Source organism: Ciceribacter sp. L1K23 (assembly GCF_018122705.1).
Taxonomy (GTDB): domain Bacteria; phylum Pseudomonadota; class Alphaproteobacteria; order Rhizobiales; family Rhizobiaceae; genus Allorhizobium.
Genome location: NZ_JAGRRC010000001.1, coordinates 1,106,227 through 1,127,734, shown reverse-complemented (window position 1 = coordinate 1,127,734; position 21,508 = coordinate 1,106,227). Strand labels below are relative to the sequence as shown.

At 61.6% G+C, this 21,508-nt stretch carries 18 protein-coding genes; 5 read left to right on the top strand and 13 right to left on the bottom strand.

Annotation, left to right across the window (positions count from 1 at the left end):
- Nucleotides 1–42: 42 nt before the first annotated feature.
- From metF to ettA, 3 genes are all read right to left on the bottom strand, one after another.
- Nucleotides 43–942 (bottom strand): methylenetetrahydrofolate reductase [NAD(P)H], encoded by a 900-nt coding sequence (metF, locus tag J5J10_RS05150; protein ID WP_211929096.1) that lies wholly within the window; start codon nt 940–942, stop codon nt 43–45.
- An 18-nt stretch (nt 943–960) separates the two neighbouring features.
- A complete protein-coding gene (locus tag J5J10_RS05145) occupies nt 961–1,947 on the bottom strand; it encodes a metalloregulator ArsR/SmtB family transcription factor (RefSeq protein WP_349252040.1) in 987 nt (328 codons plus the stop codon).
- A 180-nt stretch (nt 1,948–2,127) separates the two neighbouring features.
- The gene (gene ettA / locus J5J10_RS05140) at nt 2,128–3,777 is read right to left on the bottom strand and encodes an energy-dependent translational throttle protein EttA (protein ID WP_211929094.1); all 1,650 of its coding nucleotides are present in this window, start codon (nt 3,775–3,777) and stop codon (nt 2,128–2,130) included.
- Nucleotides 3,778–3,995: 218 nt separating this feature from the next.
- Between ettA and J5J10_RS05135 the strand changes: the two genes are divergently transcribed.
- From J5J10_RS05135 to J5J10_RS05120, 4 genes are all read left to right on the top strand, one after another.
- Nucleotides 3,996–4,937, top strand: coding sequence for an alpha/beta hydrolase (locus J5J10_RS05135; RefSeq protein ID WP_211929093.1), 942 nt, complete (start codon nt 3,996–3,998; stop codon nt 4,935–4,937).
- 90 nt (nt 4,938–5,027) lie between these two features.
- Complete coding sequence (locus J5J10_RS05130; RefSeq protein ID WP_208551513.1) at nt 5,028–5,990, top strand: DMT family transporter; 963 nt, start codon at nt 5,028–5,030, stop codon at nt 5,988–5,990.
- Nucleotides 5,987–7,189 (top strand): CaiB/BaiF CoA-transferase family protein, encoded by a 1,203-nt coding sequence (locus J5J10_RS05125; protein ID WP_211929092.1) that lies wholly within the window; start codon nt 5,987–5,989, stop codon nt 7,187–7,189. The genes J5J10_RS05130 and J5J10_RS05125 overlap by 4 nt, the downstream gene beginning before the upstream one ends.
- The gene (locus J5J10_RS05120) at nt 7,186–8,850 is read left to right on the top strand and encodes a thiamine pyrophosphate-binding protein (protein ID WP_211929091.1); all 1,665 of its coding nucleotides are present in this window, start codon (nt 7,186–7,188) and stop codon (nt 8,848–8,850) included. The genes J5J10_RS05125 and J5J10_RS05120 overlap by 4 nt, the downstream gene beginning before the upstream one ends.
- Before the next feature lie 23 nt (nt 8,851–8,873).
- On the opposite strand, the gene J5J10_RS05115 is transcribed toward J5J10_RS05120, so the two are convergent.
- The 4 genes from J5J10_RS05115 to J5J10_RS05100 all read right to left on the bottom strand — a co-directional run bounded on the left by J5J10_RS05115 (nt 8,874) and on the right by J5J10_RS05100 (nt 12,302).
- Nucleotides 8,874–10,424 (bottom strand): EAL domain-containing protein, encoded by a 1,551-nt coding sequence (locus J5J10_RS05115; protein WP_349252039.1) that lies wholly within the window; start codon nt 10,422–10,424, stop codon nt 8,874–8,876.
- 262 nt (nt 10,425–10,686) lie between these two features.
- A complete protein-coding gene (locus J5J10_RS05110; RefSeq protein ID WP_208551517.1) occupies nt 10,687–11,028 on the bottom strand; it encodes a RidA family protein in 342 nt (113 codons plus the stop codon).
- A gap of 48 nt (nt 11,029–11,076) precedes the next feature.
- Complete coding sequence (locus J5J10_RS05105) at nt 11,077–11,415, bottom strand: TIGR01244 family sulfur transferase (protein WP_211929089.1); 339 nt, start codon at nt 11,413–11,415, stop codon at nt 11,077–11,079.
- 62 nt (nt 11,416–11,477) lie between these two features.
- On the bottom strand, nt 11,478–12,302 hold the full coding sequence (locus J5J10_RS05100; RefSeq protein ID WP_211929088.1) for an aldose 1-epimerase family protein: 825 nt from the start codon (nt 12,300–12,302) through the stop codon (nt 11,478–11,480).
- A gap of 205 nt (nt 12,303–12,507) precedes the next feature.
- Between J5J10_RS05100 and J5J10_RS05095 the strand changes: the two genes are divergently transcribed.
- Nucleotides 12,508–13,812 carry a L,D-transpeptidase gene (locus tag J5J10_RS05095; RefSeq protein WP_211931141.1) on the top strand — a complete coding sequence of 435 codons (1,305 nt, stop codon included), beginning with the start codon at nt 12,508–12,510 and terminating at the stop codon, nt 13,810–13,812.
- A gap of 78 nt (nt 13,813–13,890) precedes the next feature.
- Here J5J10_RS05095 and J5J10_RS05090 read toward each other — a convergent pair whose 3' ends face one another.
- From J5J10_RS05090 to J5J10_RS05065, 6 genes are all read right to left on the bottom strand, one after another.
- Nucleotides 13,891–14,610 carry a ParA family protein gene (locus J5J10_RS05090; RefSeq protein WP_208551520.1) on the bottom strand — a complete coding sequence of 240 codons (720 nt, stop codon included), beginning with the start codon at nt 14,608–14,610 and terminating at the stop codon, nt 13,891–13,893.
- Nucleotides 14,611–14,836: 226 nt separating this feature from the next.
- Nucleotides 14,837–15,982, bottom strand: a complete 1,146-nt coding sequence (locus J5J10_RS05085) for an iron-containing alcohol dehydrogenase (RefSeq protein ID WP_211929087.1) — start codon at nt 15,980–15,982, stop codon at nt 14,837–14,839.
- Nucleotides 15,979–17,364 carry an aldehyde dehydrogenase family protein gene (locus J5J10_RS05080; RefSeq protein WP_211929086.1) on the bottom strand — a complete coding sequence of 462 codons (1,386 nt, stop codon included), beginning with the start codon at nt 17,362–17,364 and terminating at the stop codon, nt 15,979–15,981. Before J5J10_RS05080 ends, J5J10_RS05085 begins: the two co-directional genes overlap by 4 nt.
- Before the next feature lie 212 nt (nt 17,365–17,576).
- Nucleotides 17,577–18,944: a glutamine synthetase family protein gene (locus J5J10_RS05075; RefSeq protein WP_211929085.1), complete on the bottom strand. Its 1,368-nt coding sequence runs from the start codon at nt 18,942–18,944 to the stop codon at nt 17,577–17,579.
- Between the two features lie 85 nt (nt 18,945–19,029).
- A complete protein-coding gene (locus J5J10_RS05070) occupies nt 19,030–20,070 on the bottom strand; it encodes a TRAP transporter substrate-binding protein (protein ID WP_208551524.1) in 1,041 nt (346 codons plus the stop codon).
- A gap of 106 nt (nt 20,071–20,176) precedes the next feature.
- A complete protein-coding gene (locus tag J5J10_RS05065; protein ID WP_211931140.1) occupies nt 20,177–21,502 on the bottom strand; it encodes a TRAP transporter large permease subunit in 1,326 nt (441 codons plus the stop codon).
- Nucleotides 21,503–21,508: the final 6 nt, after the last annotated feature.

Genomic DNA, 21,508 nt, shown 5'->3' with positions numbered 1-21,508 from the left:
AGGGCATGCGCCTTTTCTTTTTGTCGGAACTGAAAGCGAGGATCAGGCGGCGGCGCCCGTCTGGACCGGTTGCCCATCCCGGACACCGAGAAGCGACAGGACGGACGAGACAAGCGGTGCCTTGTTCATCGTATAGAAGTGAAACTCGGAGATGCCGCGACGGCGCAGGTCGTCAATCTGTTCGGCTGCCAGTTCGGCCGCCACCAGCGCACGCGCCTGCGGCTTGTCGTCAAGACCGACGAAGCGCTTTTCCAGCCATTGCGGCACCGAGGCTCCGCATGCGGAAGCGAAGCGCTTCAGCTGGTTGAGGTTCTGCACCGGCATGATACCAGGCACGACAGGAATGGAAATCCCGGCCGCGCGGACCCGCTCGAGGTAGCGCTCATAGACATCGTTGTCGAAGAAGAACTGGGTGAGCGCGCGGTCGGCACCGTTGTCGACCTTACGCTTCAGCATGTCGATGTCGGCGTCCACATCGCGGCTTTCCGGATGCTTCTCCGGATAGGCGGACACGGAAATCTCGAAATCGCCCATCTCCTTCAGCCCGAGGACCAGTTCGGCTGCATTGGCAAAGCCGCCCTCGTGCGGCCGATAGGTCGAGCCGACACCATCGGCCGGGTCGCCGCGCAACGCCACGAAATGACGAACGCCCGCTGCCTGGAAGGTCCGGACGACCTCGCGAACCTCGTCCTTCGTCGCACCAACACAGGTCAGGTGCGAGGCGGTAGCAAGCGGCGTATCGGCGATCAGCCGTGTGACGGTCGAGAGCGTCGGAGCCTGCGTGCTTCCGCCGGCGCCATAGGTGACGGAAACGAATTGCGGCTGAAAGCGCGACAGCTCGGAAATGCACTGCCAGAGCTGGCCGTCGGCCTCCGGCGATTTCGGCGGGAAGAACTCGAACGAGAACCTGATCGGCTGCGGACGATTGTCGGTGCGGGTCATCTCGGTTGCTCCCTTGATTTACGCGGCGGATTGCGCGGCCGCCGCAGGACGGCGGGCGAGCCAGATGGTGACGGTCAGCCCCTGAGGACCCTTGCCGGCGGGGCGAAGGTCGACGATCTTCTCGACCTCGAGACCGGCACGAGACAGCCATTCGGACATGGTCGAATGCGAGAAGCCGAGACGCACATGGGCATGCTCGTCGCGCAGGAATTCCAGCGAGTGCGGCGCGAGGTCGATGACGACCAGTCGCCCGCCGGGCGAGAGCATGCGCGAGGCCTCGCCAAGGGCGAGCTCGGGCTGCACGAGGAAGTGCAGCACCTGGTGAATGAGCACCAGGTCGAACTCGCCGCCATCGAGCGGCAGATTGAGAATATCGCCGAGGCGAACGGACGCTTTCAGGACACCCGCCTTATCGAGGTTCGCGCGAGCGACCGCGAGCATGTCGCGGCTTGCGTCAACCCCAACGGCGCGGCGATAGTTTTCCGACAGCAGCTGCAGCATGCGGCCGGTGCCGGTCCCGAGGTCGAGCAAGGAGTCCACCGGATCAGCGCCGACCAGCTTCAGCAGCGCAGCCTCGACCTCGGTGTCGTCGACATGCAGCCGGCGCAACTCGTCCCACTCGTCGGCATGCTGGCTGAAATAGGCCTGCGCCTTCTCCGCCCTCGCCCGCTTGACGCTGCCGAGACGTTCACCGTCGCGCTGGACCACCGGATCGCCGACATCGACCGCTGCAAGAAGCGTGCGCGCCAATTCCGCCGCACGCCCGTCCTGCTTCAGCCGGAAATAGGCCCAGGCGCCTTCCTGATAACGATCGACCAGACCGGCCTCCGCCAACAGCTTCAGATGCCGGGAGATGCGGGGTTGCGATTGGCCCAGTATATCGGTCAGATCGCTGACGGTGAGATCGCCGGAGGCGAGAAGCACCAAGAGCCGCAGCCGCGTCGGCTCGCCGGCGGCTTTCAGAAGTTCGACAAGTTCGTCACTGGAAAAGATCACGCTCGCCACCAAATGCAATCAAGATATAAACATGTCTTTATATCAACAATTGCACGAGTGCAAGCGGGAAACACGAAAGCGCCATTTCGTGGCCGGACAACGACAGGACTTGCTCACGTCAAGCGTCGCAGGACAAACAAAAACCCCGGCAAACGCGCCGGGGTTCCTGAACGAAAATTTTTGAAATGATCAGCGGGTCAGACGCTTGTAGGTGACGCGCTTCGGGTTGACCGCGTCAGCACCGAGGCGGCGGATCTTGTCCTGTTCGTAGTCTTCGAAGTTGCCTTCGAACCACTCCACGTGGCTGTCGCCCTCGAATGCGAGAATGTGCGTCGCCAGACGGTCGAGGAACATGCGGTCGTGGCTGATGATCACGGCGCAGCCGGCGAAGTTTTCGAGCGCGTCTTCAAGCGCACCGAGCGTTTCGGTGTCGAGGTCGTTGGTCGGTTCGTCGAGCAGCAGCACGTTGCCGCCGGCCTTCAGCATCTTCGCCAGGTGCACGCGATTGCGCTGACCGCCGGAGAGATTGCCGACCTTCTGCTGCTGGTCGCCACCCTTGAAGTTGAAGGCACCGCAATAGGCTCTGGAGTTCATCTCGAACTTGCCGAGCTTGATGATGTCGTTGCCGCCAGAGATTTCTTCCCAGACGTTTTTCGACCCGTCCAGCGAATCGCGGCTCTGGTCGACATAACCGAGATGCACCGTCTCGCCGATCCGGATTTCACCGCTGTCGGGGGTCTCCTGGCCGGTGATGATGCGGAAGAGCGTCGACTTACCGGCCCCGTTCGGCCCGATGATGCCGACGATGCCGCCGGGGGGCAGCTTGAAGGACAGGTTCTCGAACAGCACCCGGCCGTCATAGGCCTTCGTCAGGTTTTCCGCCTCGATGACCACCTGGCCCAGGCGTTCGCCGACCGGAATGATGATCTGCGCTTCGCCGGGACGACGGTTCTCGGCGGCTGCCACCAGTTCGTCATAGGCGCGGATACGGGCCTTGGACTTGGCCTGGCGGGCCTTCGGGGAGGAGGCGATCCACTCCTGTTCACGCGACAGCGCCTTTTGGCGACTACCTTCCTCGCGCTCTTCCTGGGCAAGACGCTTCGCCTTGGCCTGCAGATAGGCCGAGTAGTTGCCCTCGTAGGGGATGCCGCGACCGCGGTCGAGCTCGAGAATCCAGCCCGTGACGTTGTCGAGGAAGTAGCGGTCGTGGGTGACCATCAGGATGGCGCCCGGATATTCGCGCAGGTGCTTTTCGAGCCAGGCGATCGTCTCGGCGTCCAGGTGGTTGGTCGGCTCGTCGAGAAGCAGCAGGTCGGGCTTGCGCAGCAGCAGCTGGCAGAGCGCCACACGGCGACGCTCACCACCCGACAGTGTGTCCACGGCCGAGTCACCCGGCGGGCAGCGCAGCGCGTCCATGGCCATTTCGACCTGGCTTTCCAGATCCCAGAGGTTCTGGCTATCGATGATGTCCTGAAGCTTCGCGCCCTCTTCCGCCGTCTCGTCGGAGTAGTTCATCATCAGTTCGTTGTAGCGGTTCAGGATCGCCGTCTTGTCGGCAACGCCTTCCATCACGTTCTCGAACACGGTCTTCTTCGGATCGAGCTGAGGCTCCTGCGGCAGATAGCCGAGCGTGGCACCATCGGCGAGCCAAGCCTCGCCCGTCCATTCCTTGTCGAGCCCGGCCATGATCTTCAGAACGGTCGACTTACCGGCGCCGTTCGGACCGAGAATGCCGATCTTGGCATCGGGATAGAAGGACAGGTGGATGTTCTCAAGGATCTTCTTGTTGCCATAGGCCTTGTTGAGGCCGGACATGTGGTAGATGAACTGGCGTGCCATGAAGTGTCTGCTCCGCGCGTCAAAGGGAAAGTGGCCGCTATGTAGGCCAAAGCGGCACCTGGGGCAATGCCGGACGGTGGCTTCGGGTCCGATTGGGCCGGAAGTTGCGAATATGGTTGTGGATCGAAACGCTGCAGGCGTACCAAGGCCGCAAACGACATTGCGCCCGTGAAAAAAATCCCCTTCTGTCTCGCCATACATCGTGGAGGAGGATCCGGATGTTTTCCGAAACAAGGCGCCTTTCGAGCCCGAGCGGCGCCCTTCTTGCCTATCATTACGAGGAAGCGTTGGCTCCCGCCCGCGCGACCGTAGTCATATGCCATGGACTGATCGAGCATTCCCGTCGTTACCAGTCCTTCGCAAAATCGCTTTCAGCCAACGGTTTCAATGTTTATGCGCATGACCATCGCGGGCACGGCGAAAGTTGCTCGACGCATGCGCCCCTCGGGATTTTCGCCTTGTCCGGGGGGCCAGACAAGGTGATTCAGGACGTTCTGGCGATGCGGGAAGTCGCGCGGTCGGAACATCCGAGGCTGCCGCTGATTCTGTTCGGCCATTCCATGGGCGGATTGATCGCGCTCAATGCGGCGATCGCATATCCGCAGGCAATGGCCGGTCTGGCCATCTGGAACTCGAATTTCAACACGGGACGTGAAGGCAAAGCAGCGAAGTTCGTGCTGGCCCTGGAGCGCATGCTCAAGGGCTCTGACGTCCCGAGCAGCATCCTGCCAAGGGCCACCTTTGGTGCCTGGGGTAAGTCGATCGAGGATCGTTCGACCGAGTTCGACTGGCTGTCGCGCGACCCCGACGTCGTTGCCCGTTATGCCGCCGATCCGCTCTGCCGCTTCGACGCCAGCATCTCGATGTGGCAGGACGTTCTGGAACTGGCGCAGCGACCGATGCGCAAAGGTGCCCTGTCACCGCTCAACAAGCTAATGCCGATCCATCTCGTCGGCGGCGGCCAGGACCCGGCGACGCGAAATGCTGCCGACGTGCGCTGGCTGGCGAAACGGCTGCGGCATGAGGACTTCCGAAACGTCACCATGCGGATCTACGAGGAGATGCGGCACGAAACTGTCAACGAGATCGGACGCGAGCAGGCCATCGACAATTTTTGCGACTGGATCAACGGCGTCGCCAGAAAGGCGTCGCATTCGTGAGGCGATGATCTTTCGTCTGATCCGGAATGAGGTCATGACATAACTTCAAGTGCCTGGCGACGGCCGCCGGGCTATAGGGAAAGCATGACCATGGCGACGACCAGCCTTCCGCATTCGACCGCAACGAACAGGATCGTTCACGGCCTGGGCCTGATGGTTCTTGCCATGCTTCTCGCGCCACTGATCGACGTCTTCTCCAAGTTGGCCACGCAAACAGCGTCGCCGGCGATGATCACGGCCGGTCGCTTCTTGTTCCAGGCCCTGTTCATGCTGCCTTTCGTCATGGCCAACAGCGGATGGCGCGGCCTGTCCTGGCGCCAGAGCAAGTATCATGCAATCCGTGCCGTTCTGATCACGCTGTCGATGATCTGTTTCGTTGCCACGCTTGCCGTCATGCCGGTCGCCGATGCCGTCGCAATCTTTTTCGTCGAACCCATCATCTTGACCGTTCTCGCCAGCATCTTCCTCAAGGAAACCATCGGCTGGCGGCGCTACCTCGCCTGCGTGGTTGGCTTCATCGGGGCGATGATCGTCATCCGTCCGAGTTTTCAGGAGGTCGGCTTCATCACCCTGCTGCCGATCGTCACCGCATTCTGTGTCGCCGTCTTCGCGCTGATGACGCGCGCCCTCTCGCAAAAGGAAGATCCCTGGACGATGCAGTTCCAGATGTCGCTATGGGGACTACCGATCTGTGCGGTCGTGCTTTTCGTCGGGAACTTTGCAGGCTTCGCGCCGCTGACGCCGTCGCTGCCGGATAGCCTGACGATCGCATGGATGGCAGGGGTCGGGTTCGCTGCTGCGCTCTCCGGCATCCTTGCCGTCTTCGCCTATCGCGAGGCGCCGGCGTCCGTCCTGGCGCCGATGCAGTATCTCGAGATCGTCTCGGCCACGCTTTCGGGCTGGCTGGTGTTCGGTGACTTCCCGAATGCCGTCAAATGGCTCGGAATCTCCATCATCATTGGCTCGGGCCTCTTCATCATCTGGCGCGAGCGCAGGGCCGCATCCCGCCCGGTGACCGAGACCGAAAAGATCACCGCCACAGTTGAACCATGACAGACACGAATTCGAAACAGCCTCCGCTCAAGGGTATCCGCGTCATCGAGCTTGCTCGCGTGCTGGCCGGTCCGTGGGCTGGACAGATGCTCGCCGATCTCGGCGCAGACGTCATCAAGGTGGAAAACCCTGAGGGAGGCGATGACACCCGCGCCTGGGGACCGCCCTTCGTCGAGGGCAAGGATGGCGAAAACCTGTCGGCAGCCTATTATCACTCGACCAACCGCAACAAGCGCTCGATCGCCATCGATTTCCGCACCGAGCAAGGTCGCGACATCATCCGCCGGCTGGTCGCCACCGCCGATGTCGTCATCGAGAACTTCAAGCTCGGCGGCCTGAGGAAATACGGTCTCGACTACGACAGCCTGAAAGCCATCAACCCCAGGCTCGTCTACTGCTCGATCACCGGCTTTGGCCAGAACGGCCCTTACGCCGAATTCGCCGGCTACGACTATATCGTGCAGGGCATGTCCGGCTTCATGTCGATCACAGGCGAGAAGGACGGCGAGCCGATGAAGGCAGGCGTCGCGATCGCCGACATTTTTACCGGCATCTATGCCGTCACCGCGATCCAGGCGGCCTTGATCCATGCCATGAAGACCGGAGAAGGCCAGTTCGTCGACATGGCGCTGCTCGATGTCATGTCGGCCGTGCTCGCCAACCAGAACATGAACTACCTCGTTTCCGGCAAGGCGCCGGTGCGACTGGGCAACGCCCATCCGAACATTTCGCCCTACGAGGTCGTCCCGACCTCTGACGGCCATCTCATTCTCGCCGTCGGCAATGATGGCCAATTCCGCAGGCTTTGCGCCATCCTGGGGATCGCAGACATCGCGGATGACGAACGCTTCGCAACCAACAAGGCCCGCGTCGCCAACAAGGTCGAAACCCGCGAGATCGTGACCGCCCAGACGGTGAAATGGACGAAGCGCGACCTGCTGACCGCCTGTGAGACGAATGCCGTGCCCGCCGGCCCGATCAACTCGATCGCCGAGATGTTCGATGACCCGCAGGTCAAGGCGCGCGAGCTCCGGATCGACCTCGAGGACACCGACGGCAACAGCATACCCGGCGTGCGCACCCCGATCGTGCTGTCCGAAACACCCCTGACCTACAAGCGGCCGAGCCCGCGCGTCGGCGAGCACCAGGACGAGATCCTGGCTGAACTCGCGGAAATCGAACGAAAGGCATCGAAATGACAAAGAAGACCGGCGGCGAACTGATCGTCGAAGCCTTGAAGGCGAACGGCGTCAAGCGTGTCTCCTGCGTGCCCGGAGAAAGCTATCTCGCGGTCCTCGACGCGCTTTACGAAAGCGGCATCGAGACGCTGGTCTGCCGCCAGGAGGGTGGTGCGGCGATGATGGCGGACTGCTGGGGCCGGCTGACCGGAGAACCGGGCATCTGCATGGTCACCCGCGGCCCCGGCGCCACCAATGCCAGCGCCGGCCTCCACATCGCCCGCCAGGATTCGATCCCGATGATCCTTTTCATCGGCCAGGTTGCCCGTGACATGCGCGAACGCGAGGCCTTCCAGGAAGTCGAATATCGCCGCGCCCTGACCGAATACGCAAAATGGGTCGGCGAGATCGACGACGCCCGCCGCATCCCGGAATTCGTCACCCGCGCCTTCGCCGTCGCGACCTCGGGTCGGCCCGGACCGGTCGTGCTGTCACTGCCGGAGGACATGCTGACGGATATCGTCGAGGCCCCCGCCGCCCTGCCCTATACGGCCGTTGAAAGCCATCCGGGCCGCAGCCAGATTGCTGCGTTCGAGACCTTGCTGAGGAATGCCGAGCGGCCGATGTTCATCCTCGGTGGCACACGCTGGACCGACGAGGCGATCGCCGGCATCCAGGATTTCGCCAGCCGCTTCAAGCTGCCCGTCGGCTGCTCCTTCCGGCGCCAGATGCTGTTCGACCACATGCACCCATCATACGCGGGCGATGTCGGTATCGGCATCAATCCGTCGCTTGCAAAGGAAATCAAGGAGGCCGACCTGCTGGTCCTGATCGGCAGCCGCATGTCGGAAATGCCGTCCTCCAGCTACACCTTGATCGATATTCCCTACCCGAAGCAGAAGCTGGTCCACGTCTTCCCCGATCCGGGAGAACTCGGCCGGATGTATCGTCCCGATCTCGCGATCTGCTCCGGCCCCGCGGAGTTCGTGGAAGCCTTGAAGGACCTTGAGGCGCCTGCCGCTCCGATCTGGGCTGAGCGGAAATCAGCGATGCACGACGCCTATCTCAGATGGTCGACGCCGCCGAAATCCGGACCCGGCGACGTTCAGATGGGACCGGTCATGGAATGGATCGAGGCCAATACGGCTGACGACACCATCTTCACCAACGGCGCCGGCAACTACGCAACCTGGGTGCACCGCTTCCATCGCTTCCGCAAGTTCCGCACCCAGGCCGCCCCCACTTCCGGCTCCATGGGTTACGGCCTGCCGGCGGCGGTCGCCGCCAAGCAGCTGTATCCGGAACGCGAGGTCGTCTGCTTTGCCGGCGATGGCTGCTTCATGATGCACGGCCAGGAATTCGCGACCGCCATGCGCTACAATCTGCCGATCATCGTGATTGTCATCAACAACGGCATTTACGGCACGATCCGCATGCATCAGGAGCGGGAATATCCCGGCCGCGTCAGCGCCACCGGGCTCACGAACCCGGATTTTGCCGACCTCGCCCGCGCCTATGGTGGACACGGCGAAACGGTCGGGAAGACGGAGGAGTTCGCGGATGCCTTCCAGCGGGCTCGCGCCTCGGGCAAGCCCTCGATCATCGAGATCAAGCTCGATCCGGAAGCGATCACGCCGGCGCGGACATTGAGCGAGATCGCCGCTGCAAGCAGGAACGGCTAGAACATCACGAGGTGGGCTGGTCCTCAGCCCGCCAGTGACCGGATCGTATCCGTGTCGAGCGCGCAGAGCCGGCGGGCATCGTCCGCCGGCATGGCGCGGCCGAAGAGAAACCCTTGGCCGACATCGCAACCAAGCTCGGTCAGCGCTTTCAGCTGGCTTTCGCTCTCTATGCCTTCGGCGGTCATCGTGAGGCCGAGACCCCGGCCGAGGCCAAGCACGGCGCGAACGATCTTCGCCTGCCGTTCGTCTGTCTCGAACCCTTCCACGAAGCTTCGATCAATCTTGATCTTGTCGAAGTTGAATCGGGAGAGCTGGGAGAGGCTTGAATAGCCGGTTCCGAAATCATCGAGAGCGACGCGAATTCCCGCCGCATGCAGTGTGGATACCGTTATGTCGGCCTGATGCAGATCCTGCACCAGCGCCGTCTCGGTGATCTCGATCTCCAGCCTGTGGGGCGGCAGCCCGGTTTCGCCGAGGATCTGGATGATGCGCAGGCCGAGCTGCGGGTCGCGGAACTGCACCGGCGAAATGTTGAAGGCGAGATTGATATGGTTCGGCCAGCTTTTCGCCTCGATCGACGCCCGGCGCAGGAGCTGGTCGGTCAGTTCCACGATGAGCCCCGTTTCCTCCGCGAGGGCGATGAATTCCATGGCGGGTATGAATTCGCCGTTCTGCTCCCATCGGGCCAGGGCCTCGAAGCCATGGACCTTGCCGCTTTTGAGATCGACCAGAGGCTGGAAGTACGGGACAACGACATGTTCCCTGAGCGCGTTGCGCAGATCGCGCTCAAGCTCGATGCGGTGCTTCAAGGCGTCCTTCATCGAAGGCTCGAACCAGACTGTCTGGTTGCGGCCGCCGCGTTTGGCGACGTACATCGCAGCATCGGCATGTTGCAGGGCTGTCCGGACACCGCCCTTCCCCTTGGGCACGGAGGCAATGCCGATACTGGCGCCGATCTCGGCCGTCGTTCCGCTGAGCGCAAAGGGTTCGGAAAGCGCCGCCACGGCCGCGCTGGCTTTCGCCTGCGCCGCTTGGGCGTCGGTGGACCCCTGCAGCACGACGAATTCGTCGCCTCCGACACGAAACAGCGCGTCGCTTCCGTAGATGCCGCCGAGCCTGCGGGCGACCTCGAACAGCGCCTGGTCGCCGGCCTCGTGGCCCAGCAGGTCGTTGATCTTCTTGAAGCCGTCGAGATCGATGGAATGGACGGTGTAGCGGCCCGTGGTGCCGTTGGCCTCCATCGCCGCGACGGCCGCGTCGAGCCCCCTGCGATTGTGAAGATGGGTGAGCGGATCGTGTTCGGCGAGCCAGGCGGTGTCGCTTTCGGCGCGCTCCTTGGCTTTCAAGGCACGGGCAAGCTCAACCACACGCAGAGCAGCGTAGATCAGGCTGCCGATGCCGGCGGTGGCGAGAGCGAGGATCAGTTCGTCGAGCTGGTAGTCTTCATGGTCAGCGACATAGTCGACAAGGCTCTCGAAGGCATCGTGGCGAATCGCGGAGATCAGGACCAGCAGGCAGAACGCCGCCAGGATGATCGCGTCGGAAAAAGCCCGATTTCTGAAAAGACTGCGCACCGTATACGTCCACCCCCGCCTTCGTCCGGCCGTTTCCTGAACGGAAACCCTGGCCAGGCGCTCGGACAGTAGGACACACATATATTAAGCTATCCTTATAAAAGAGTAGAGATAGCGTTCTTTCTATCTTTTCCTGGTGTCTGCTTTGTGATTTCGCCGACTACGTCGCTGTCTCGGTCGCATTCGCAGCCGCGATCGCCCAAACGACAAAGCCGGCGTATCGGGGGATACGCCGGCCGATTGGCAATCGATCGTCGAAAGCTCAGAGCGCTGCAGTAACGATGAACTCGACCTTGTAGTCCGGGGTCGCGAGAGCGGCTTCGCTTGTCGCGCGCGCCGGCGGGTTCGCCGGGTCGATCCAGCCTTCCCATACGGCGTTCATTTCGCCGAAGGTCGACATGTCCGAGAGATAGATGATCGTCTGAAGAATCTTCGACTTGTCGGTACCGGCGGCGGCAAGCAGGCGATCAACTTCGGCAAGCGCCGACTTCGACTGTTCGGTCACGCTCGTGCCCTCGCCCACTTGGCCAGCCAGATAGACAGTGTTGCCGTGAACGACGGCGCCGCTCATGCGCTTGCCGGGCTCGATACGCTTGATGGTCATGGAAATGCTCCTGTTGGTGTCAGATATTGGTCCGGCTGGAACGCCGGCTCAGCCGCGCTGGTGGAGCGCGAGTTCGTAGGTGCGCGTGGAGCGCGCTCCGGAACGGCAATAGCCGAGCATCGGACGGTCGAAGTCGTCAAGCGCATCGACCATGTCGGCGACCGCCTCCGGCGTCACGCCCATCGGGCCGACGGGCACGTGCTTGATCTTGATCCCAAGTTCTTCCGCGCGAGCCGCGATCTCCGCGAATGTCGGCTGGCCCGGTTCCTCATTGTCAGGACGGTGGCAGACGATCGACTGGAAACCCTGCGCCTTGATCTCATCGAGATCGGCAACAGTGATCTGGCCTGTGACGGCGTATTCGTCGTTGATCTGCCTGATATCCATCGCCATCGTGCTCCTCGAATGAATGTGGCAAACACTTAAGGTGCCATCGGCAGGGCGTCAATCTAAACGAAGGCAAAGGTCAGCGCGTATTCACGGGTCTCGCCCGGCGCCAGCATGTCGAGCTCGCCCGCCTTTTCCAGTTCCGCCCGCCCGACCCAGCGGTGCGAGACGGGTTCGATGCCGAGAACGGCAGCCGGAGCGGACTGGTTGTGCCACATCTGCAGAAACGGCAGCGTGTCGGTGCGGAACCGCACGATGAGCGTCCGGCCACCGATAGCGGCGATCGGTCCGAGCCGTACCTCGGCCCAGCCGCCCTTGCCCGCCGGCACACAGAACACCTGACCCGCCGGATCTCCGAACCGCCAGCCAAGCGAACCCTCCTCGATCATGGCGCCGGATATCCGAGTGGCCTCGTCGAGATGCTTCGAGCCGATGTTCATGTGGTACATCAGCATCGCGGGGAACGGCGTCTCGCCGGAATTGCAGAGCGTATCGCGCAGATGCACCTCACCGTTGGCGCCGTCGATCCGCCAGTGTCGCGTCAGCAACGCCTTTCCGCCGTCGGCGAGGTCGACAGGCACTCTTGCCCGGCAATCCGCGTCGTCTCCGAGGCTGACATCGAGAATATCGGCCGGATGGGACGAGAACGAGCCATGCAGCGGATAGTTCGCGCCCACCTTGCCCGGTATTGGTTCAGGATGACGGATGTGATCGGGACCGCAGGTGAAGAGAAAGCCTTCAAGCGAATGGTCGATTCGGGGGTCGCCATCATCGGGAATCGCGCGACCCGGCGACAGGTCCACGCCGTCGACGACACAGGAACGAATGTCCAGCACGGACGTTGGATCGAGTGAAAGCCGCGGGCCCTTTGCCGCATTGAAATCCATGGAAAGCCGCCTCATCTGAATTTTTCGTGACACCGCCGATTTGCCATAAGGAAGGCATTGCTTTGCCACACTTTTCCCGCATCAAGCCGAAGCTGTTAAGACGGTGTTCACCATGAATTCACCTTTTGCGGCCTACTGTCAAATGGGGAATTTTGCCGAATACCGGAGTGGAATCTCAATGAAGGCTACCGTGACGAAAAGATGGATGACAGGCACGGCGCTTGCAGCTCTGGCGGCAGCGACATCGCTTTTTGCCACGCCCTCGGTGGCTCAGGATGTCTACGGCCGCTCACAGACGCTCCTGGTGACGCCAGAGGGCGACTTGCTGGGCTACACGCCCGAACGGGGTGAAGTCGTCGTGCGATACGACAACAGCGGTCGCCGCATTCTCCTCGACCGCTACGGCAACATGATCGCTTACGAGATGCCGGCGGAGGAGTATTTCCCGCGCCGCCATCGCGAACCCTACTGGGGCGGTCAGGTTGCCAACGCGCCTGTATGGGAAGATGACGTCATGACCGGATCGGTGCCAGGCGATCCCGCGATCGAGCGGCAACCGTTGGAGCAAGCCCTGCCCGGCTTCCCGGACGACAGCTTCGGCGCTCAGGAGCAGCCTGAACAGCCGATGACGAAAAAGGCGATCCCTGAAATCCCGGTCGGCAAGCTGTCGCGCCCGGAGGTCACGGCGTTGCAGGTCTTCCTCGACCGCGAAGGCGTGTCGCCCGGCGTCATCGACGGCAAGATGGGACAGAACGTCAACAAGGCGATCGTGGCCTGGGAACAGATCACCGGCGAGACGCTGGACCCGAATGACGCCGATGGCATCATCGAGCGGCTCCGCCTCTCCGGAGGCCTCGCCTTCATGAGTTACACAATCACTGCCGGTGACGCCGCGGGTCCCTATGTGGCGGCAATTCCGGAGGATTACGCCGAGAAGGCCGCGCTTCCGGCTCTCTCCTACACTTCGACCGCCGAGATGCTGGCCGAGAAATTCCACATGGATGAAGCCTATCTCCGCGAACTTAATCCGGGGGTCGATTTCACCATTCCGGGCACCATCATCAAGGTGGTAGATCCCGGCCCGGCCAAGAAAGGTTCGGTTGCGCGCATCATTGCCGACAAGGGATTGAAGCAGGTTTTCGCCTATGGTGAAGACGGCGCGCTGATCGCGGCCTATCCCGCGAGCATCGGCTCTACCGATACGCCGTCTCCCTCTGGAACCGTCACGGTCGAGCGAATCGCCCTCAATCCCGGCTATACATACAATCCGAAGGTAAACTTCAAGCAGGGCAACAACGACCGCGTTCTGTCGATCCCACCGGGTCCCAATGGTCCTGTCGGCACCGTGTGGCTGGCGCTGTCGAAGCCGACCTACGGCATTCACGGAACGCCGGAACCCTCGAAGATCGGCCGCACCCAGAGCCACGGCTGTATCCGCCTAACCAATTGGGACGCGACCGAACTTGCCAAGATGGTGAAGCCGGGCGTGACGGTCGAGTTCATCGACTGATCGTGACTTTGGCTCCTGAAACGAAAGAAGCCGCCGGATGGGATTACGGCGGCTTCTTTCGTTTGGCTTGGGAGGTTATCAGGCGGCGTTGCGCACCAGCCGCAGGAAGCGACGCGGCGTCTGCGAGCGGATGACCTTGACCGGCAGAAGCCGCATGACTTCGGCCGCAAATGCACGGGCGTTTTCCTGGGCCTTGTCGAGATTGCTGATCTTGGCAGGATCCATCCCGTACAAGGTGCCGCCACAGTCGAAAATCTCGCGATAGGCGCTGCGCTCGACGATCGGGGTATTGATGACGTTCACGCCGCGCGCCGAGAGCAAGCCCTTGATGGTCAGCAAGGCACGCGTCGTGACCATGGAGGTAACCCGGGTCAGAACGACGGAGTGCGCGACCTTCAGGTTACCCGCCTCCTCCATGAGTCGGATCAGATCGAGGATCTGGGCACCACCCTTGGCATCCATGGCACAGCCCTGGATCGGGATCATGACGTGGTCGGAGAGACCGATCGCCGCCGTCACCACCGCATCCCGGGCGCCGGCGAGGTCAACGACGACATAGTCGGAGGTAGCCGACAGCTCGCGCAGGTGCCCCTGCAGCGATGCGAGCGATACTTCGGAGACCACTTCGATATTGTGCTGCGGGCCGGACAGTTCGAACCACTGGCTGATCCACCGTTGAGGATCGGCGTCCAGAATGGCGACGCGGTAGCCCTGGTGGGCGAGTTCGGTCGCGAGAAGCAGAGCGGCTGTTGTTTTGCCCGCGCCGCCTTTGGCATTGGCAAAGGAGATGACTGGCATTCTAGATCCTCAAACGTATGGCCCGAGCCAATCATTGCTCTGCGGGACACCGGCTCATGGTGCCATATTCCCACTCTTTCTAATTATGGTTAACAAACCTTCAAGAATGGGGCGAAGATCTCATCTTTAAGAAATTTCTGATATATTTTCAGTGAATTGATATCAAAAAGAAAATCTCCCGACACGTTGTGCCGGGAGACGAAGGGGCACCCCCTGAATTGAGGGGTTAGAAGCAGGCTTCGAAAAGGCTCTTGGTGTTCTCCAGCGTCATCTTTACAGGATTGCCGCCGGCACTCGGGTCCTCGATCGCCATGGCCGACAATTCGTCGATCCGGTCGGGCTTGATTCCCATCGCCGTCAGATTGTCCGGCACGTTGAGTTCGGAACGAAGCGCCAACACGTAATCGTAGAAGCCATCGAAGCCGCCGGCGATACCGAGATAAGCTGCGGCGCGCTCGATCTTGTCCTCGATGGCGTCCCGGTTGAACTTGAGTACCGGCGGCATGACAACGGCGTTGGTCATGCCGTGGTGCGTGTTGTAGACCGCGCCGATCGGATGCGACAGCGCGTGGATGGCGCCAAGACCCTTCTGGAACGCGACCGCGCCCATGGCGGCAGCCGACATCATGTTGGTCCGTGCCTCGATGTCGGTCGCATCCTTGTAGGCGCGCGGAAGGAATTCCTTGACGAGCCGCATGCCTTCGAGCGCGATGCCCTGGCTCATCGGATGGTAGAAAGGCGAGGAATAGGCTTCCAGGCAGTGGGCGAAGGCATCCATGCCCGTGCCGGCGGTGATCATCTTCGGCATACCGACCGTCAGTTCCGGATCGCAGATGACGACACCCGGCAGGAACTTCGGATGGAAGATGATCTTCTTCACATGGGTTTCGGAATTGGTGATGACCGAGGCTCGGCCGACTTCCGAACCGGTGCCGGCCGTTGTCGGCACGGCGACGATCGGGGCGATGCCGTCGGAATTGGCCCGCGTCCACCAGTCGCCGATATCCTCGAAATCCCAGACGGGCCGCGTCTGGCCGACCATAAAGGCGACGCACTTGCCGAGGTCGAGACCGGAACCGCCGCCGAAAGCGACGACCCCGTCATGGCCACCATCCTTGTAGGCCTTGATGCCGGCCTCCAGGTTCTTCTCGTTCGGGTTCGGATCGACATCGGCGAAGAGTGCGCGGCCAAGGCCCGCCTCTTCCAAAACGTCGAGTGCCGTCTGTGTAATCGCCATGGGCGCCAAGCCCCGATCAGTGATCAGCAGCGGCTTCTTCATGCCGAGCGATTTGCAAGCGTCCGCCAGTTCCTTGATGCGGCCACGTCCCATCTTGACGGCGGTGGGATAGCTCCAGTTGGCGACGATGTTCATTTCGTGACTTTCTTCAGGTGATAGGATTTTGGACGGGTAAGGTTCTGGAAGCCGAGTACGGAAAGAGAGCCGCCCTTGCCGGTTTCTTTCACGCCGGTCCAGCAGAGCGCCGGGTCGAGATAGTCGGCGCGGTTCATGAAGACGGTGCCGGTTTCGATGTCGCGGCCGATACGGGCGGCCCGCTCCGGATCCTGCGTCCAGAGAGAGGCAGTCAGGCCGTAGGGGCTGTCGTTCATCAGGCCGAGCGCCTCGTCGTCGTTCTTGACTTTCATAATGCCAACGGCCGGACCAAAAGTCTCGTCCTTCATGAAGGCCATGGAGTGATCGACGTTCACCAGGACCTGCGGCATCAAGTAGGCGCCCCCATCGTCCTGCGGGAACAGCTTCGGATCGACAAGCGCCTTGGCGCCCTTCGAAACCGCATCGGCGATCTGCTCGCGCACGACCTTGGCGAACCGCTTGTTGGCCATCGGGCCAAGGGTCGTTTCCTTGTCGAGCGGATTGCCCAGCTTGTAGTTCGACACCCAGGCGACAGACTTCTCGACGAAGGCGTCGTAGAGGCTTTCATGCACATAGATGCGCTCGATGCCGCAGCAGCACTGGCCGGAATTGTAGGTCGCGCCGTCCATCAGCGTGTCGACGGCAGCGTCGAGATCGGCATCCTCCATCACATAGCCAGGATCCTTGCCGCCGAGCTCGAGGCCGAGACCCGCAAAGGTACCGGCAGCAGCGCGTTCGATCGAGCGACCGCCTTCAACCGAACCGGTGAAGTTGATGAAGTTGAAATTGCCGGCCGCGATCAGAGCGGACGTCGTCTGGTGGTCGAGGAAGAGGTTGATGAACACGTCATCAGGCACGCCAGCCTCGACGAAAGCGCGCACCATCCGCTCGCCAACTAGCAGCGTCTGCGTCGCATGCTTGATGACCACGGTGTTGCCCGCCATCAGGGCCGGCGCGATCGTGTTGATCGCGGTCATGTAGGGGTAGTTCCACGGCGCAATGACGAAGACGACACCATGCGGCTCGCGCTCGATGCGACGCTCGAAGGATGCGCTCTCTTCGATGACCAGCGGCTTCAGCGAGTCCGCAGCGATGGAGGCGACATAGTTCGAACGTTCGTTGAAGCCCTTGTATTCGCCGCCGTAACGGACCGGCCGGCCCATCATGTGGGCCAGTTCCGGCACCACCTCGTCGGCCATCTCGTTGAGGCGCGCCACACCCTTCAGCACGAGTTGCACGCGCTCCTCGAGCGGCCGGCGCGCCCAGGCCTTCTGCGCCTTGCGGGTACGCGCAACCGCCTCGGTCGCCGCTTCAAGCGACATGGCCGGGCGTTCGGCGTAAACCGATCCGTCGATCGGCGAAATGCATTGGATCATGGTCATTCCAGGGTGCTCCTCAAAAGCTCTTTGTCGCCGATACCGCGCCTCGATCCGTACCGCCATCCGTAAAGGTGACGCAGGGGTGCGTCATCGCGCTTCCCCTGGATCGGTCCGTCCGGCATGCCCTCCCTGATCGAGAGGTCGCCTAACTCTTCATATCGCCGCGATCGCGGCTTCGATATCTCCCCAAAGGGGTATCCTTAGCTCCCAGCCGATTATGCTCGCTCGAAACCGCGCGCGACTTCCCAGTCGGTGATCCGCCGATCATACTCCTCCTGTTCCCATTCCGCAGCACGGACATAGTGATCGACAACGTCATCGCCGAACGCCGCCCGCAGCATCTGGGAGTCCTTCAGAGTTTCGGCGGCCGCCCGCAGCGTGCGCGGGATTTCGCGGACGTCCCGCGCGCCATAGGCATCCCCCGTGAAGGCCGGTTCGAGCTCCATTTTCTTCTCGATCCCGTCTATGCCCGCGGCCAAAAGCGCTGCCATGGCGAGATAGGGATTGAGATCGGAGCCACCGACGCGGCATTCAACGCGGATACCCTTGGTGCCGTCGCCGCAAAGGCGGTAGCCGGCGGTGCGGTTGTCCTTCGACCAGATCGCCTTGGTCGGCGCAAATGTGCCAGCCATGAAGCGTTTGTAGGAATTGATGTATGGCGCGAGGAAATACGTGATCTCGGAGGCGTGGTTGAGCAGGCCGGCCATGTAGTGCGTCATGGTCTGCGACATGCCGTACTGACCCTTCTCATCGAAGAACAGAGGCGTCTTGCCATCCGCAGACCAGAGCGACTGGTGGATATGGGAGGACGAACCGGCAGCGTTGTAATGCCACTTGGCAAGGAAGGTGATGGCCTTCCCCTTCGACCAGGCGATCTCCTTGCAGCCGTTCTTGATAATCACATGCCGGTCGGCCATGGTTAGGGCGTCGGCATAGCGCACGTTGATCTCTTCCTGGCCGGCAGAGGCCTCGCCCTTGGAGTTTTCGACAGGGATGCCGGCGCCCTGCAGGCCCTTGCGGATCGCCCGCATCACGTCCTCTTCCTTGGTCGTCTGGAAGATGTGGTAGTCTTCGTTGTATCCAGAGACCAGTTTCAGGTCGCGATAGCCGGAAAGCCGCGCCTCGTCATAGGTCTGGTCGAAGAGGAAGAATTCGAGTTCCGTCGCCATGAAGGCCTTCATGCCCATGGCTTCGAGCCGGGCGACCTGCTTCTTCAGGATCGCGCGCGGCGAATGTGGCACCTCGGCATGGGTGGCATGGTCGAGCATGTCGCAGAGAACGAGTGCGGTGCCTTCGAGCCAGGGGATCCGACGCAACGTCGACAGATCCGGCTTCATGGTATAATCGCCATAGCCCTTTTCCCAGCTCGTCGCCTTGTAGCCGGAGACGGTTTCCATCTCCATGTCGGTGGCAAGCAGGTAGTTGCAGCTATGCGTTTCCTTATAGGCACTCTCGACGAAATACTCCGCCTGGAAACGCTTGCCCATCAAGCGTCCCTGCATGTCCACCTGACACGCCAGAATCGTGTCAATGCGCCCCTCGGCGACGTCCTTTTTCAGATCTTCGAATGTGTACGTGGTCATCTCGGTGTTCCCAGGGCAGCGATTGGCTCATGCCGTCTTGTTTTGTGAGGGCGACCCGGTCGAAACCGGATCGCCATGTCATGTCTTAGCCGTAACGGTAAGGCTTACCGGCCTTTTCCATGTCGGAATTGTACTTCTTGAGGATCTCGACGACCTTGCCGGTGCGCGGGGTCTGCTTGGCGACTTCCTCCCAGAACACATGCGCGGCATCTTCGACGGTCTTCCACTCAGCGTCCGGGATGCTCGTCAGTTCAAGACGACCACCTTCGGCACGCAAGCGCGCTTCGCCGCCCCAGTACCAATGCAGGCGCTTGTAGTGCGACGAATCCATGCACATCTGCCAGAGCGTCTGCAGATGCGGCGGGACTTCCTTCCAGCGGTCGGCATTGGCGAAGAACGAACCGCACCAGCCGCCGGAGACGTTGTTGGTGAGGAAGTACTTGGTCACGTCGACCCAACCCGAGGTGAAGACCTCAGTGATGCCAGACCAGGCGATCGCGTCGATTTCACCGGTCTGCATGGCAACCGGAACGTCTTCGAACGGGATGGTGACAGGGACGACGCCGAACTGCGACAGGAACTGACCGGCCGTCGGGAAGGTGAAGACGCGCAGGCCCTTCAGGTCATCGAGTTTGGTAATTGGCTTGTTGGTGGCGAAATTGCACGGATCCCAGGCGCCGGCCGACAACCACTTCACACCCACTTCCGTATAGGCTTCGTCCCAGATCTCGGCGAGGCCGTATTCGTAAAACAGCGTCGGCACGTCGAGGCTGTAGCGCGAGGCGAACGGGAAGTAGCCGCCGAACACCTTGATATCGACCGGCGAGTTCATCGAGTCGTCGTCCGACTGCACCGCATCGATGGTGCCGGCCTGCATGGCGCGGAAGAGTTCGCCGGTCGGCACCAGCTGGTCAGCCGTATAGAGCTGGATTTCCATCTCGCCGTTCGCCGCCTTGTTGAAGGCATCGACCGCAGGCCGGATGACGAATTCGGCAAGCGCAGCACCGGCATAGGTCTGCAGGCGCCAGGTGATCTTGGCGTTTTGCGCCTTCACGTAGGGCGCCGCCAGAACGGCGGGGGTGGCCATCGCGGCCGTCTTCAGGAATGAACGTCTGCTGTTGGTCATGTTGTTTCCCTCTTTTCTTCGTTTCTCTGGAAGACCGCGGGAACCTCAGGTCCTGCGGGTAGTGCTTGTACCGAGCCCGTTTGCCGGGCCTCTTGTCATTCGAACGCTAACCTCGAAGATAGATTTGGCTCGGGAGCCAGGTTGCGATCTGCGGAAAGACCATGATGATCACCATACCGAGCAACATGATCAAAACGAACGGCACGACAGAGCGGTAGATATCGATTAACCGGAAATCGGGCGGCGCCATCGCCTTCATGAGGAACAGATTGTAGCCGAAGGGCGGGGTCATGTAGGCGATCTGGCAGGTGATCGTGTAGAGCACGCCGTACCAGATCAGCGCGTTGTCGATCCCGAGATCGAGCTTGCCGACGAGCGGGATGTAGAGCGGCGCGACGATGACCAGCATCGCCGTGTCGTCGAGAAACGCGCCCATGACCAGAAACGACAGCTGCATCATGATCAGGATCTGCCAGGGCGATAGGCCGATATCGTTGACCAGCAGGTTTTCGATCGCGCGCACTGCACCCAGTCCGTCAAAGACCGCGCCAAAGCAGAGTGCAGCCAGGATGATCCACATGAACATGCAGGAGATGCCGAGCGTCTGCTCAAGCACCCGGTTCCAGACAGCCTTCGTCAGGCGGCCCTTGTACCAGGCCGCGAACAAGGCACCCAATGCCCCGACCGCCGAGCTCTCGACAAGGCTGGTGATGCCCATCAGGAAGAGACCCATCATCAGGAAGAAGATGATGAATGGCAGCACGCCGGCACGCGCAAGCTTCAGCTTCTCGACCATCGGCATGTCGCGCTCTTCCTTGGGAAGGGCCGGACCAAGCGCCGGATTGAGGCGGCAACGGATGATGATGTAGATGCAGAACAGCGTTGCAAGCAGCAGGCCCGGGAACACGCCGGCGAGCCAGAGCTGGCTGACCGGCTGGCGCGCGATCATGCCGTAGAGCACGAGAACGACGCTTGGCGGGATCAGGATCCCCAGCGAACTGCCCGCCTGGATGACGCCCGAGACCATGATCTTGTCATAGCCGCGGCGCAACAGTTCGGGCAGCGCGATCGAGGCACCGATCGCCATGCCGGCCACGGACAGGCCGTTCATGGCCGAGATCACCACCATCAGGCCGATCGTGCCGACGGCGAGACCGCCCGGCATACCGCCAAACCAGACGTGAAAGGCCTTGTAGAGATCCTCCGCGATACCGGATTCCGACAGCATGTAGCCCATGTAGATGAACAGCGGCAGCGTCAACAGCGGATACCACTTCATCAGCTTCATGCCGGCCGAAAAGCCCATTTCGAAGCCGCCATTGCCCCACAGCACCGCAGCAGCAACCACGCCGACGAAGCCGATGGTCGCGAACACGCGCTGCCCGGTCAGCATCGACATCATCATCGACGAGAACATCAGGAGCGCGATCATTTCATA

What these genes read in the sequence shown, in the direction of transcription:
- metF (WP_211929096.1), bottom strand. Translation starts at nt 942, where the DNA reads ATGACCCGCACCGACAATCGTCCGCAGCCGATCAGGTTCTCGTTCGAG.
- ettA (WP_211929094.1), bottom strand. Translation starts at nt 3,777, where the DNA reads ATGGCACGCCAGTTCATCTACCACATGTCCGGCCTCAACAAGGCCTAT.
- J5J10_RS05135 (WP_211929093.1), top strand. Translation starts at nt 3,996, where the DNA reads ATGTTTTCCGAAACAAGGCGCCTTTCGAGCCCGAGCGGCGCCCTTCTT.
- J5J10_RS05130 (WP_208551513.1), top strand. Translation starts at nt 5,028, where the DNA reads ATGGCGACGACCAGCCTTCCGCATTCGACCGCAACGAACAGGATCGTT.
- J5J10_RS05125 (WP_211929092.1), top strand. Translation starts at nt 5,987, where the DNA reads ATGACAGACACGAATTCGAAACAGCCTCCGCTCAAGGGTATCCGCGTC.
- J5J10_RS05120 (WP_211929091.1), top strand. Translation starts at nt 7,186, where the DNA reads ATGACAAAGAAGACCGGCGGCGAACTGATCGTCGAAGCCTTGAAGGCG.
- J5J10_RS05110 (WP_208551517.1), bottom strand. Translation starts at nt 11,028, where the DNA reads ATGACCATCAAGCGTATCGAGCCCGGCAAGCGCATGAGCGGCGCCGTC.
- J5J10_RS05105 (WP_211929089.1), bottom strand. Translation starts at nt 11,415, where the DNA reads ATGGATATCAGGCAGATCAACGACGAATACGCCGTCACAGGCCAGATC.
- J5J10_RS05100 (WP_211929088.1), bottom strand. Translation starts at nt 12,302, where the DNA reads ATGGATTTCAATGCGGCAAAGGGCCCGCGGCTTTCACTCGATCCAACG.
- J5J10_RS05095 (WP_211931141.1), top strand. Translation starts at nt 12,508, where the DNA reads ATGACAGGCACGGCGCTTGCAGCTCTGGCGGCAGCGACATCGCTTTTT.
- J5J10_RS05090 (WP_208551520.1), bottom strand. Translation starts at nt 14,610, where the DNA reads ATGCCAGTCATCTCCTTTGCCAATGCCAAAGGCGGCGCGGGCAAAACA.
- J5J10_RS05085 (WP_211929087.1), bottom strand. Translation starts at nt 15,982, where the DNA reads ATGAACATCGTCGCCAACTGGAGCTATCCCACCGCCGTCAAGATGGGA.
- J5J10_RS05080 (WP_211929086.1), bottom strand. Translation starts at nt 17,364, where the DNA reads ATGACCATGATCCAATGCATTTCGCCGATCGACGGATCGGTTTACGCC.
- J5J10_RS05075 (WP_211929085.1), bottom strand. Translation starts at nt 18,944, where the DNA reads ATGACCACGTACACATTCGAAGATCTGAAAAAGGACGTCGCCGAGGGG.
- J5J10_RS05070 (WP_208551524.1), bottom strand. Translation starts at nt 20,070, where the DNA reads ATGACCAACAGCAGACGTTCATTCCTGAAGACGGCCGCGATGGCCACC.
- J5J10_RS05065 (WP_211931140.1), bottom strand. Translation starts at nt 21,502, where the DNA reads ATGATCGCGCTCCTGATGTTCTCGTCGATGATGATGTCGATGCTGACC.